Raw genomic sequence first — 12,728 nt, 5'->3', positions numbered from 1 at the left:
CCGCGGAGCACTCGGCCACCCCTTAGGGGTGCGGCGCGGCGCGTTGGGCACCCTCCCCGCGCGACCCCAAATAGCGTCCAGTAGGGTTTGGTCCGCATAAACATCCAAACCCCTGCCCGACGCAGGGCGGCGACCGACCAGCGAGTAAGGCCGCAGCCGACCGCGCGGGCGAGACTCTCGGGAAGGCGCTACGTGAGTCCCAACGGCTCCGACCGCTCGTCGCGGCGCCCGATGCGGCGGAAGCTGCCGCAGGTGCTTGCTGCGGGCCTGGTCCTGGCGACCGCGACTGGTTGCACATACAAGGACTTCCCCCGCCTCGGCATGCCGACGCCCGTCACCGACGAGGCGCCGCGGATCCTCTCTCTTTGGCAGGGCTCCTGGGCCGCCGCCCTCGCAACGGGCGTGCTGGTGTGGGGCCTGATCATCTGGAGCGTGATCTTCCACCGCCGCAGCAGGACCAAGGTGGAGGTCCCTGCGCAGACGCGGTACAACATGCCGATCGAGGCGCTGTACACCATCGTCCCGTTCATCATCATCGCGGTGCTCTTCTACTTCACCGCGCGCGATGAGAGCGCGCTCCTCAAGACCTCCAAGAAGCCGGACCACGTCATCAACGTCGTGGGCTTCCAGTGGAGCTGGGCGTTCAACTACCTGGAGAACGTGGGCGGCAAGAACGCGACCACGAACATCAACTCTCCGGAGCTGGCGGCCATTCCGGACAAGTGGAAGAAGGGTGTCCCGGCGAACGCCGACGGCGTCTACGACACGGGAACCCCGGCCACGCGCAACCCGCAGACCGGAAACCCGGGTCCCACGCTGTGGCTGCCGAAGGGCGAGACGGTCCAGTTCATCCTGACCTCCCGTGACGTCATCCACGACTTCTGGGTGGTGCCGTTCCTGATGAAGATGGACGTCGTCCCCGGGCACACCAACGTCTTCGAGGTGACCCCCAACAAGGAGGGCACGTTCAAGGGCAAGTGCGCCGAACTGTGTGGTGTCGACCACTCCCGGATGCTCTTCAACGTCAAGGTCGTTTCGCCTGCCAAGTACCGGCAGCACCTGAAGGACCTGGCGGCGAAGGGTCAGACCGGGTATCTGCCGGCGGGTATCAAGCAGACTGATCACGCCAGGAATGCGGAGACCAAGAACCAGTGAGCATCCTCAACGAACCTCAGGGTGCCGCCGCCGATACGGCTCCGGCAGCACCGCCCGTACGCAAGAAGCAACCCGGTATCGCTGCCGTCAAGTGGCTCACCACCACTGACCACAAGACCATCGGCACGATGTACCTGGCCACGTCGTTCGCCTTCTTCTGCATCGGCGGCGTCATGGCGCTCCTCATGCGCGCCGAACTGGCCCGTCCCGGCATGCAGATCATGTCGAACGAGCAGTTCAACCAGGCGTTCACGATGCACGGCACGATCATGCTGCTGATGTTCGCGACGCCGCTGTTCGCCGGGTTCGCGAACTGGATCATGCCGCTGCAGATCGGCGCGCCCGACGTGGCGTTCCCGCGGCTGAACATGTTCGCCTACTGGCTCTACCTCTTCGGCTCGCTCATCGCGGTCGCCGGCTTCCTCACCCCGCAGGGCGCGGCGGACTTCGGCTGGTTCGCGTACTCGCCGCTCTCGGACGCGGTGCGTTCGCCGGGCGTCGGCGCCGACATGTGGATCATGGGTCTGGCCTTCTCCGGCTTCGGCACGATCCTCGGTTCGGTCAACTTCATCACCACCATCATCTGCATGCGCGCTCCCGGCATGACGATGTTCCGGATGCCGATCTTCGTATGGAACGTGCTGCTGACCGGTGTGCTGGTCCTGCTCGCCTTCCCGGTGCTGGCCGCCGCGCTGTTCGCCCTGGAGGCGGACCGTAAATTCGGTGCCCATGTATTCGACGCGGCAAATGGTGGAGCACTGCTCTGGCAACACCTCTTCTGGTTCTTCGGCCATCCAGAGGTGTACATCATTGCCCTGCCGTTCTTCGGCATCATTTCCGAGGTCATTCCGGTCTTCTCCCGGAAGCCGATGTTCGGTTACATCGGTCTGATCGCCGCGACGATTTCCATCGCCGGTCTCTCGGTCACGGTGTGGGCGCACCACATGTATGTGACGGGCGGCGTACTACTGCCGTTCTTCTCCTTCATGACATTCCTCATCGCGGTCCCGACCGGTGTGAAGTTCTTCAACTGGATCGGCACGATGTGGAAGGGCTCACTGTCCTTCGAGACGCCGATGCTCTGGGCGATCGGCTTCCTGATCACCTTCACCTTCGGTGGTCTGACCGGCGTCATCCTGGCCTCGCCGCCGATGGACTTCCACATCTCCGACTCGTACTTCGTCGTGGCGCACTTCCACTACGTCGTCTTCGGCACGGTCGTCTTCGCGATGTTCGCCGGATTCCACTTCTGGTGGCCCAAGTTCACCGGCAAGATGCTCGACGAGCGGCTCGGCAAGATCACGTTCTGGACGCTGTTCGTCGGCTTCCACGGCACGTTCCTCGTCCAGCACTGGCTGGGCGCGGAGGGCATGCCCCGGCGTTACGCGGACTACCTCGCGGCCGACGGCTTCACCACGCTGAACACCATCTCGTCGATCAGCTCGTTCCTGCTGGGCATGTCGATCCTGCCGTTCCTCTACAACGTCTGGAAGACCGCCAAGTACGGCGAGAAGATCGAGGTCGACGACCCCTGGGGCTACGGCCGCTCGCTGGAGTGGGCGACGTCCTGCCCGCCGCCGCGGCACAACTTCCTCACCCTGCCGCGTATTCGGTCCGAATCCCCGGCGTTCGACCTGCACCACCCGGAGATCGCGGCGCTGGACGCGCTGCACAACGGCCACGAGGGTGACAAGGCGCTGGCCGGCGGCAAGGAGGCGGGCAAGTGAAGATCCAGGGCAAGATGTTCATCTGGCTCGCCGTCTTCGTCCTGGCCATGGCGATCGTCTATGGCGTCTGGTCGAAGGAGCCGGCGGGCACCACCGCGCTGTTCCTCGCCTTCGGCCTGTGCATCATGGTCGGCTACTACCTGGCCTTCACGGCCCGGCGGGTCGACGCGGGCGCACAGGACAACGAGAACGCCGAGGTCGCGGACGACGCCGGTGAGCTGGGCTTCTTCAGCCCGCACAGCTGGCAGCCGCTCTTCCTGGGCATCGGCGGCGCGCTCGCCTTCATGGGAGTGGTCTTCGGCTTCTGGCTGCTGTACTTCTCCCTGCCGGTGATCCTCGTGGCCCTCTGGGGCTGGGTGTTCGAGTACTACCGCGGTGAGAACCGCACCCAGTAACGCACCCTCCGCGCTGCGCGCGGCAGACACGCTGTAAGGCCGGGCCCGGACACCCCATCAGGTGTCCGGGCCCACTCCGTTCGGCCCCACGGGACAGACCCGTTTGCAGTCCTCCAGCGCGCCGGTACGGGCGGTTCTTCGTACGTTTGGGGTATGAACCACAGACCTCGAACCCGGACGGTGCTGAGCTGCGGCCTTCTGCTCGTGCCCCTCGCGGTGAGCACTGCCGCGTGCGGGGGCTCGGCGTCGGAAACACTCTCGACCGATCCCTACGACGCGAGTGACCAGATATCGGCCAACACCCCGGCCGACGGACGGAAGAAGGCGGACCCCGACAAGCCCCTCGAACTCGCGGTCAAAGGGGACGAGGCGCGTATCACGGATGTGACCGCCACCGACGCCACCGGCCGCTACGTCCGGGGGGAGCTGAGCGCGGACGGCAAGCACTGGCGCACCACCGTGCCGCTGGCCGCCGGCACGCGCTATTCGGTGCAGGTCAGTACCGAGGAGGAGGACGGCACCCCGGGCCGCAAGACCCTGGTGGTCAACACCAAGGACGCGGACGACCGGCTGACCGTCAAGTTCGGCCCGCAGAGCGGCGAGTACGGCGTCGGCCAGCCGGTCACCGCCGAACTCAGCAAGCCGGTCACCGACCCCAAGGCCCGGGCCGTCGTCGAGAGCGCCCTGAAGGTCGACTCCACACCGCGTGTCGAGGGGGCCTGGCACTGGGTGGACGGCAAGAAGCTGCACTTCCGCCCCAAGGAGTACTGGCCCGCCCACGCCACCATCGCCGTCCACAGCAACCTCGACGGCCTGAAGATCTCCGGCGGGCTCTACGGCGGCCCCGCCAAGCCCGTACGGCTCACCACCGGCGACCGGGTCGAGGCCGTCACTGACGCCGCCGCGCACCAGATGACCGTGCTGCGCAACGGCAAGTCGATCAACACCATCCCGGTCACCACCGGCAAGCCCGGCTTCTCCACCCGCAACGGCGTCAAGGTCGTGCTCGGCAAGGAGAGCTTCGTGCGGATGCGCAGTGCCACCGTGGGCATCGCCGCCGGAAGTTCGGACTCCTACGACCTGCCGGTCTACTGGGCCACCCGGGTGACCTGGAGCGGGGAGTACGTGCACGCCGCCCCGTGGTCGGTCGGCTCCCAGGGCGCGGCCAACGTCAGCCACGGCTGCACCGGCATGTCCACCGGCAACGCCCAGTGGTTCTTCAACACCGTCCGGGTCGGCGACGTCGTCAAGGTCGTCAACAGCGGTGGCGCCACCATGTCGCCGTTCGACAACGGCTTCGGCGACTGGAACATGCCGTGGAAGGAATGGCGGGACGGCAGCGCCCTCAAGAACAGGGCCTCCACCACCACAGGCGCGGCCGAGCGGGAGCAGAACCCCGCCGCTGACGCCCGGCTGCGCCCGCAGTTCTGAAGGCCGCTCAGCGGCCGCTCAGCGCCCCGCTCAGACCGGCGCCACGGCCTGCGCCAGCTGACGGCGGCGTAGCAGCCCGGCCAGCGCCTCGGCGAACGCCACCGGGTCGACGGGATGGGTCACCGCGGCGTCCGCGCGGCTCCAGGTGGCCAGCCAGGCGTCCTGCGGGCGGCCGATGAGCAGCAGCACCGGAGGGCACTGGAAGATCTCGTCCTTGATCTGCCGGCACACGCCCATACCGCCCGCCGGCGCGGTCTCGCCGTCCAGCACGCAGACGTCGATGCCGCCCTGCTCCAGGGCCTCCAGGACGGCCGGTGCGGTGGCGCACTCCAGGATCTCGATCTCCGGGGCATCGGGGGCCGGCCGCCGCCCGGCCGCCAGCCGGACCTGCTCGCGGGTGTTGGCGTTGTCGCTGTAGACCAGCACCGTGGCAGTCGCCTGCATCGTTCCTCCACTTTCGTAGCGGTACGGCTTGGTCAAACCGTTGCGCGATGCTACTCCCGGACGGGGCCCCGGCAGGAGATGCCGGACGCATCCGGGATGCGCCCGACGGCCTGTCAGGACCGGGGTCTCCAGGGGCGGCGAGCGGTGCCGCGGGGCGCGCTTCCCCCCTTCGGGCGACCGCCGCGGAGGTCCGTACGAGCAGGGCATACGGCCTTGACACACCGAACGGCACCCCCCGGAGTGAGGGCGGGATAAGCGACCGACATAATGTCGGTCGTGGCGACAGCAACGACAGTAGAAACCGGGCACGCGCACCCGTCGGTCAATCGGCCGAACCTCACCAGCGTCGGAACCATCATCTGGCTGAGTTCCGAGCTGATGTTCTTCGCGGCCCTCTTCGCGATGTACTTCACCCTTCGATCGGTGACGGGCGAGGCGTACTGGAAGGAATCCGCCCATGCGCTGAATCTTCCGTTCTCCGCGACCAACACCACGATCCTGGTGCTCAGCTCGCTGACGTGTCAGCTCGGCGTTTTCGCCGCCGAGCGCGGCGACGTCAAGAAGCTGCGGACCTGGTTCGTGATCACCTTCATCATGGGTGCCATCTTCATCGGCGGTCAGGTCTTCGAGTACACCGAGCTGGTCAAGCACGAGGGCCTTTCGCTCTCGTCCGGCCCGTACGGCTCGGTCTTCTACCTGACCACCGGTTTCCACGGACTGCATGTGACGGGCGGTCTGATCGCCTTCCTGCTGGTCCTGGGCAGGACGTACGCGGCCAAGAGGTTCACCCACACGCAGGCCACCGCGGCCATCGTCGTGTCCTACTACTGGCACTTCGTCGATGTCGTCTGGATCGGCCTCTTCGCCACGATCTACCTGATCCGGTAACCGGTACCGGGCCTGTTGCCGGGCCCGCATTTCAGACAGACATAGCCAAAGCATCGACGCAGAAGATCCTGACACCGGGGTAATCCGTGAAAAAGCTCTCCGCACGACGGCGCCATCCGCTGGCGGCGCTCGTCGTCCTACTCTTCGCGCTGGCGGTCACTGGGGGGCTGTACGCCGCGTTCGCGCCGGCGGACAAGGCTCAGGCCGATGACACCGCCCAGTCTCTTGCCATCAAGGAGGGCAAGAAGCTCTTCGCCGTGGGCTGCGCAAGCTGCCACGGCACCGGCGGTCAGGGCAGCTCCGACGGCCCGAGCCTGGTCGGCGTGGGCGCCGCCGCCGTCGACTTCCAGGTGGGCACCGGCCGTATGCCCGCCCAGCAGCCCGGCGCCCAGGTGCCGCGGAAGCGGAACATCTACAACAACGCCCAGATCGACCAGCTCGCGGCCTACGTCGCGTCGCTCGGTCCCGGCCCGTCCGTCCCCGACAAGTCGCAGTACAGCGCCGACGGGGCCGACATCGGCAAGGGCGGCGAACTGTTCCGCACCAACTGTGCGCAGTGCCACAACTTCACCGGCAAGGGCGGCGCCCTCACCAACGGCAAGTACGCACCGACGCTTGAGGGCGTGGACCCGAAGCACATCTACGAGGCCATGGAGACCGGCCCGCAGAACATGCCCTCCTTCGGTGACGGCACGCTGAGCAAGCAGAACAAGAAGGACATTGTCGCGTACCTCGGCGCCGTCGACAGCGATAAGTCCGCGAGCCCGGGCGGCATGGAACTCGGTGGTCTGGGCCCGGTGACCGAAGGACTCTTCGGCTACATCTTCGGCCTGGGTGCGTGTGTCGCGGTCGCCATCTGGGTCGCAGCCCGGACTACGAAGGCCAAGAAGTCATGAGTGAGACAGAAGAAAACCTTCCCAGTGAGCGGGAGACGGCTCACGAAGGTGCGCTGGCGAAGGCGGACAACCCCTTCGCCGACCCGGGGCTGCCGCCCCACGAGCACCGCGTCCAGGACATCGACGAGCGGGCCGCCAAGCGCTCCGAGCGCACCGTGGCGTTCCTCTTCGTGGTGTCCATGCTGGCCACCGTCGCCTTCATCGCGTCGTACGTGGCGATCCCGATCGACAAGATCGTCTACATCTTCCCGATCGGCCACGTCAGTGGGCTGAACTTCGCGCTCGGTCTGACCCTGGGTGTGGCGCTCTTCTGCATCGGCGCCGGCGCGGTCCACTGGGCCCGCACGCTGATGTCCGACGAGGAGGTCGCCGACGAGCGGCACCCGATCGCGGCCGCGCCCGAGGTCAAGGCCAAGGTCCTGGCGGACTTCGCGGACGGTGCCCGGGAGTCGCAGTTCGGCCGTCGCAAGCTGATCCGCAACACGATGTTCGGCGCGCTGGCCCTGGTGCCGCTCTCCGGCGTCGTCCTGCTGCGCGACCTGGGCCCGCTGCCCGAGAAGAAGCTGCGCACCACGGGCTGGAAGAAGGGCATCCGCCTGGTCAACCAGTCCACCAACCTCCCGCTGCGTCCCGAGGACATCGCGGTGGGCTCCCTCACCTTCGCCAAGCCCGAGGGCCTGGAGGAGAGCGACGAGGAGTTCAACGAGAAGATCGCCAAGGACGCCCTGATGCTCGTGCGGATCCAGCCGCAGAACATCAAGGACAAGCACGAACTGGCCTGGTCGCACGAGGGCATCGTCGCGTACTCGAAGATCTGCACCCACGTCGGTTGCCCGATCAGCCTGTACGAGCAGCAGACGCACCACGTGCTCTGCCCCTGCCACCAGTCGACCTTCGACCTCTCCGACGGCGGTCGGGTGATCTTCGGTCCGGCCGGGCACGCCCTGCCGCAGCTGCACATCACGGTGAAGGACGGCTTCCTTGAGGCCGCGAGCGGCTTCGCGGAGCCCGTCGGCCCGAGCTTCTGGGAGCGCGGATGAGTAACGAGACAACCGCGACCACTGCGCGCCGTGGGCAGGCACCACGGGGCGAGCGGATCGCCGACTGGGCGGACGGCCGGCTGGGCATCTACAGCCTCGCCAAGGCCAACATGCGCAAGATCTTCCCGGACCACTGGTCCTTCATGCTGGGTGAGGTCGCGCTCTACAGCTTCGTCATCATCATCCTGACCGGTGTCTACCTGACGCTGTTCTTCCACCCGAGCATGGCCGAGGTCACCTACCACGGGTCCTACGTGCCGATGCACGGGATCAAGATGACCCAGGCGTTCGAGTCGACGCTGGACATCAGCTTCGACGTCCGCGGTGGTCTGCTCATCCGGCAGATCCACCACTGGGCCGCGCTGGTCTTCCTGGCCGCGATGATGGTCCACATGATGCGGGTGTTCTTCACCGGCGCGTTCCGCAAGCCGCGTGAGGTCAACTGGCTCTTCGGCTTCCTGCTGTTCGTGCTGGGCATGTTCACCGGCTTCACCGGTTACTCGCTCCCCGACGACCTGCTCTCCGGCACCGGTGTGCGGTTCATCGAGGGCGTCATCCTGGCGATGCCGCTGATCGGCTCGTACCTGCAGATGTTCATCTTCGGCGGCGAGTTCCCCGGGCACGACATCATCCCGAGGTTCTTCACGATCCACGTGCTGCTGCTGCCGGGCATCATGCTGGGCCTGCTGGTGGCCCACCTGATCCTCGTCATCTACCACAAGCACACGCAGTTCCCGGGCGCCGGCAAGACGAACAACAACGTCGTCGGCATGCCGCTGCTGCCGGTCTACATGGCCAAGGCCGGAGGCTTCTTCTTCCTGGTCTTCGGCGTCATCGCGGTGATCGCCGCGGTCGCCAGCATCAACCCCGTGTGGGCCATCGGGCCGTACCGGCCGGACCAGGTGTCCACCGGTGCGCAGCCGGACTGGTACATGGGCTTCGCCGAGGGCCTGGTGCGTGTCATGCCGGGCTGGGAGTGGAACTTCTGGGGCCACACCATCAACTTCGGTGTCCTCATCCCGATCCTGGTCTTCCCGCTGGTCCTGGTCGCCATCGCGGTCTACCCGTTCGTCGAGTCCTGGGTCCGCGGCGACAAGCGCGAGCACCACATCCTGGACCGTCCGCGCAACGTGCCCACCCGCACCGGGTTCGGTGTGGCCTGGCTGGTCGCGTACTTCGTGATGCTGATCGGTGGCGGCAACGACCTGTGGGCCACCCACTTCCACCTGTCGATCAACTCGATCACCTGGTTCGTCCGGATCGCGTTCTTCGTCGGGCCGGTGCTGGCCTTCATCGCCACCAAGCGGATCTGCCTGGGCCTCCAGCGCCGCGACAAGGACAAGGTGCTGCACGGACGCGAGTCCGGCATCATCAAGCGCCTGCCGCACGGTGAGTTCATCGAGGTGCACGAGCCGCTCGACCAGGAGCAGCTGCACCTTCTGACGCAGCACGAGCAGCCCGAGCCGGTCGCGCTCGGCCCCGAGGTCGACGAGAACGGTGTCCGGCGCAAGCTCAAGCGCACGGAGAAGCTGCGCGCCAAGCTCTCCAAGGGCTACTACGGCGAGGACAACGTCATCCCGAAGCCCACCGTCGAGGAGTACAAGGAGATCACCAGCGGCCACGGCCACCACTGATCCCTGCGGGCGCCACCGCGCGCACCGCCGGTAGTACGCCACCCAGAGGGCCCCGTCCACGAAGAGGACGGGGCCCTTCGGCATGCCCGGGGCTCGATAGGGTGACGGCATACGCAGCAGACGAACCAGGAGCGTGGACCATGAACGTTGTGACCCCGGCAGGCGGCGGCAGCGTGGCGGACCACTCCTGGCCGGCCGTGCTGAACGCCCTCCTGGAAGGCCGCGACCTCGGCGCCGACGACACCGCCTGGGTCATGGACAAGATCATGCGCGGCCAGGCCACCGACGCGCAGATCGCCGGCTTCGCGGTCGCGCTGCGCGCCAAGGGCGAGACCGTCGCGGAGATCACCGGGCTGGTGCGGGCGATGTACGCGCACGCCAGCCTGATCGAGGTGCCCGGTCCCAGCGTGGACATCGTCGGCACCGGCGGTGACGGCGCAAAGACGGTCAACATCTCCACCATGTCGTCGATCGTGGTCGCCGGCACCGGCGCCAAGGTCGTCAAGCACGGCAGCCGGGCCGCCTCGTCCGCCAGCGGCGCCTCCGACGTCCTGGAGAAGCTGGGCGTCAATCTGGACCTGAGCCCGCAACGGGTGGTGGAGGTCGCCGAGGAGGCCGGGATCACCTTCTGCTTCGCGGCCAAGTTCCACCCCGCGCTACGCCATGTGGCCGCCGCCCGCGGGCAGTTGGGGATCCGGACCACGTTCAACGTGCTGGGCCCGCTGACCAATCCCGCCGGGGTCCGCGCCCAGGCGACCGGCGTCGCGGACGCCCGGATGGCGCCGATCCTGGCCGGGGTGCTCGCCGAGCGCGGCTCCTCGGCGCTGGTCTTCCGCGGCGACGACGGGCTGGACGAGCTGACCACGACCGCCACCTCCCGGGTGTGGATCGTGCGCGACGGCACGGTCCGCGAGGAGCCCTTCGACCCGCGGGACGTCGGCATCGAGCTGGTGCCGGTGGAGGCGCTGCGCGGCGCCGACGCGTCGTACAACGCGGACGTGGCCCGCCGGCTGCTGGACGGGGAGACCGGGCCGGTCCGCGATGCCGTCCTGCTGAACGCCGCGGCGGCGCTGGCGGCGCTGGAGCCGTCGGACGCCCCGCTGACCGAGCAGATCCGGACCGGTCTCGCGAAGGCCGCCGAGGCGATCGACTCGGGCGCCGCCAAGCGGGTGCTGGAGCGCTGGGTGGCGGCCAGCAACGCCTGACGCGGACGGCCACGTGACGCAGGTCCCGGTCCGGGATACGGACCGGGACTTGCGCCGTGTTGATCGTGTGGCATGATTCAGCCCAGGTCACGAGTGACAGCGACACAGGCCCCGGCCCGCTGTCCGGCAACCCTCCTTCCGTGGCGGGGTGCCCCGGGTGATGACCAGGTCGCAGGCAGCGAGGTCTGCGGCAAGCGCGGATCCCTCGCCAGGGATCCTGGTCCCCGAGGGAGTCCTTTCCGTGATGCAGCGAATGCGATAGGGCCCGCCGGCCCCCCTTCCGCACCCCTTCCCTCCTCTTCTGCCGAGGGTTTTCCTTCACGTTGCGGCGCCGCCGTGCGCTCCGGCGTTCCTGCACACGCCTGCCGATGCGCCCGCCCGCAGCGAATTCGCCTGTCTCTCACGGGAGTTCGCCATGTCCGTTTCCGCCGTTGCCGCCGACCCCTCCGTCTGTGCCCCGCTGCCCGTGCTGGGGCGCGATGTCCTCGTCCCGCTGGTGACCGGCGGCGAGGTCGACTACGCCGCACTGGACTACGCCGCCAGCGCCCCGGCGCTCCAGCGGGTCTGGGACGACGTGGCCGCCTACGCCCCGTACTACGGCAGCGTCCACCGCGGTGCCGGCTACCTCTCCCAGCTCTCCACCGACCTCTTCGAGAACGCCCGGAAGACGGTCGCCGACTTCCTCGGCTGCCGCATCGAAGGGGACCTGGGCGAAGCCCAGTCCGGCAAGGGCGGTGGTGGGCGACGGGAGGGCGACCAGGTCGTCTTCACCCGCTCCACCACCGACTCGCTGAACCTGCTGGCCGCCGCGCTCCCGCAGGGCACCCGGGTGTTCGTCTTCGAGACCGAGCACCACGCCTCGCTGCTGCCCTGGGAGCACCGCGCGGACCTCGCGGTGACCTATCTGAACGCGCCGCGCACCCCGCGGCAGGCGGTGGACACCCTGGACAAGGCGCTGGCCGCCCGCGAGCCCTACGGCCCGGCACTGGTCTGCGTCACCGGCGCCTCGAACGTCACCGGTGAACTGTGGCCGGTCCGCGAACTGGCCGCCGCCGCGCACGCCCACGGCGCGCGGATCGTGCTGGACGCGGCCCAGCTCGCGCCGCACCACCCCGTGGACATCGCGGAACTCGACGTCGACTGGGTCGCGTTCTCCGGCCACAAGCTGTACGCACCGTTCGGCGCCGGCGTGCTGGCCGGCCGCGCCGACTGGCTCCAGCAGGCCGAGCCGTACCTGGCCGGCGGCGGTGCCAGTCGGAAGGTCGCGCGGCGCACCGACGGCGGGGTGGACGTCGAGTGGCACACCACCGCGGCCCGGCACGAGGCCGGCTCGCCGAACGTCATCGGCGCCTACGCCATCGCCTCCGCCTGCCAGGCACTGACCGAGGCCGGCTTCGCCGGGCTGGTCGCCCGCGAGCAGGAGCTCATCGCCCGTGTCCGGGCGGGCCTGACCGACGTTCCGGAGGTCCGGGTGCTCTCCCTCTTCGGCGATGACGCGCCGCGGGTGGGCGTCCTTTCGTTCGTGGTCGAGGGCTGGAACAGCTCGCACTTCGCGGCGGCGCTGTCCGCGGAGTACGGCATCGGCGTCCGCGACGGCCTCTTCTGCGCGCACCCGCTCGTCCGCACCCTGCTGGGCGGCGAGCCGCAGGAGCCGGGGGAGTGCGGCGCCCCGGAAGCGGCCCCGGGGGAGAAGTCGCTGAACGCGATCCGGGTCAGCTTCGGCGCCGGGACCCCCGACGAGCACGTCGAACGGTTCGTCCGCGCGGTCAGGGAACTGGTGACGAACGGCGCTCGCTGGAACTACCGCACGGAGGACGGCCGTTGCGTACCCGCGCGGAGCGCGGTCTAAATCCCACCCGTCCGCTGCGCTTGGCTTTGCTTCCCACGTTTTTGGCTTTCCCGCCGTTCCGCTG

Annotated in this window: 11 protein-coding genes and 1 riboswitch; of the genes, 10 read left to right on the top strand and 1 reads right to left on the bottom strand. The window is 68.2% G+C overall.

What is annotated here, in order from left to right; all coding sequences use genetic code 11:
- Positions 1-192: 192 nt before the first annotated feature.
- The 4 genes from coxB to ACO1BR_RS01675 all read left to right on the top strand — a co-directional run bounded on the left by coxB (position 193) and on the right by ACO1BR_RS01675 (position 4,708).
- Positions 193-1,155: a cytochrome c oxidase subunit II gene (coxB, locus tag ACO1BR_RS01690; RefSeq protein ID WP_426793205.1), complete on the top strand. Its 963-nt coding sequence runs from the start codon at positions 193-195 to the stop codon at positions 1,153-1,155.
- Positions 1,152-2,882, top strand: coding sequence for a cytochrome c oxidase subunit I (gene ctaD / locus ACO1BR_RS01685; protein WP_426793204.1), 1,731 nt, complete (start codon positions 1,152-1,154; stop codon positions 2,880-2,882). The genes coxB and ctaD overlap by 4 nt, the downstream gene beginning before the upstream one ends.
- Positions 2,879-3,277, top strand: coding sequence for a cytochrome c oxidase subunit 4 (locus ACO1BR_RS01680; protein WP_426793203.1), 399 nt, complete (start codon positions 2,879-2,881; stop codon positions 3,275-3,277). The genes ctaD and ACO1BR_RS01680 overlap by 4 nt, the downstream gene beginning before the upstream one ends.
- A gap of 153 nt (positions 3,278-3,430) precedes the next feature.
- Positions 3,431-4,708, top strand: coding sequence for an Ig-like domain-containing protein (locus tag ACO1BR_RS01675; RefSeq protein WP_426793202.1), 1,278 nt, complete (start codon positions 3,431-3,433; stop codon positions 4,706-4,708).
- Between the two features lie 30 nt (positions 4,709-4,738).
- On the opposite strand, the gene ACO1BR_RS01670 is transcribed toward ACO1BR_RS01675, so the two are convergent.
- Entirely contained in the window at positions 4,739-5,152 is a 414-nt protein-coding gene (locus ACO1BR_RS01670) for a hypothetical protein (RefSeq protein ID WP_426793201.1), read from the bottom strand.
- Positions 5,153-5,419: 267 nt separating this feature from the next.
- On the opposite strand from ACO1BR_RS01670, the gene ACO1BR_RS01665 reads away from it, so the two are divergent.
- From ACO1BR_RS01665 to ACO1BR_RS01640, 6 genes are all read left to right on the top strand, one after another.
- A complete protein-coding gene (locus tag ACO1BR_RS01665; protein ID WP_159504260.1) occupies positions 5,420-6,040 on the top strand; it encodes an aa3-type cytochrome oxidase subunit III in 621 nt (206 codons plus the stop codon).
- Positions 6,041-6,126: 86 nt separating this feature from the next.
- Positions 6,127-6,936 carry a c-type cytochrome gene (locus ACO1BR_RS01660; protein ID WP_426793200.1) on the top strand — a complete coding sequence of 270 codons (810 nt, stop codon included), beginning with the start codon at positions 6,127-6,129 and terminating at the stop codon, positions 6,934-6,936.
- The gene (locus tag ACO1BR_RS01655; RefSeq protein ID WP_426793199.1) at positions 6,933-7,976 is read left to right on the top strand and encodes a Rieske 2Fe-2S domain-containing protein; all 1,044 of its coding nucleotides are present in this window, start codon (positions 6,933-6,935) and stop codon (positions 7,974-7,976) included. Before ACO1BR_RS01660 ends, ACO1BR_RS01655 begins: the two co-directional genes overlap by 4 nt.
- On the top strand, positions 7,973-9,610 hold the full coding sequence (locus tag ACO1BR_RS01650) for a cytochrome b (RefSeq protein ID WP_426793198.1): 1,638 nt from the start codon (positions 7,973-7,975) through the stop codon (positions 9,608-9,610). Before ACO1BR_RS01655 ends, ACO1BR_RS01650 begins: the two co-directional genes overlap by 4 nt.
- Before the next feature lie 140 nt (positions 9,611-9,750).
- Entirely contained in the window at positions 9,751-10,815 is a 1,065-nt protein-coding gene (gene trpD, locus ACO1BR_RS01645) for an anthranilate phosphoribosyltransferase (RefSeq protein WP_426793197.1), read from the top strand.
- Between the two features lie 85 nt (positions 10,816-10,900).
- Positions 10,901-11,018: riboswitch (SAM riboswitch) on the top strand.
- A gap of 212 nt (positions 11,019-11,230) precedes the next feature.
- The gene (locus ACO1BR_RS01640; protein ID WP_426793196.1) at positions 11,231-12,664 is read left to right on the top strand and encodes an aminotransferase class V-fold PLP-dependent enzyme; all 1,434 of its coding nucleotides are present in this window, start codon (positions 11,231-11,233) and stop codon (positions 12,662-12,664) included.
- Positions 12,665-12,728 lie beyond the last annotated feature (64 nt).

Origin of the sequence: Streptomyces sp. YGL11-2, from assembly GCF_050054615.1 — a bacterium.
Classification (GTDB): domain Bacteria; phylum Actinomycetota; class Actinomycetes; order Streptomycetales; family Streptomycetaceae; genus Streptomyces.
The sequence above is the reverse complement of the archived record's forward strand: the minus strand, read 5'-3'. Positions and strand labels throughout refer to the sequence as shown.

Excerpts from the sequence above, each read along its gene's own strand:
- ACO1BR_RS01675 (WP_426793202.1), top strand. The coding sequence starts at position 3,431 with ATGAACCACAGACCTCGAACCCGGACGGTGCTGAGCTGCGGCCTTCTG.
- ACO1BR_RS01670 (WP_426793201.1), bottom strand. The coding sequence starts at position 5,152 with ATGCAGGCGACTGCCACGGTGCTGGTCTACAGCGACAACGCCAACACC.
- ACO1BR_RS01665 (WP_159504260.1), top strand. The coding sequence starts at position 5,420 with ATGTCGGTCGTGGCGACAGCAACGACAGTAGAAACCGGGCACGCGCAC.
- ACO1BR_RS01655 (WP_426793199.1), top strand. The coding sequence starts at position 6,933 with ATGAGTGAGACAGAAGAAAACCTTCCCAGTGAGCGGGAGACGGCTCAC.
- ACO1BR_RS01650 (WP_426793198.1), top strand. The coding sequence starts at position 7,973 with ATGAGTAACGAGACAACCGCGACCACTGCGCGCCGTGGGCAGGCACCA.
- trpD (WP_426793197.1), top strand. The coding sequence starts at position 9,751 with ATGAACGTTGTGACCCCGGCAGGCGGCGGCAGCGTGGCGGACCACTCC.
- ACO1BR_RS01640 (WP_426793196.1), top strand. The coding sequence starts at position 11,231 with ATGTCCGTTTCCGCCGTTGCCGCCGACCCCTCCGTCTGTGCCCCGCTG.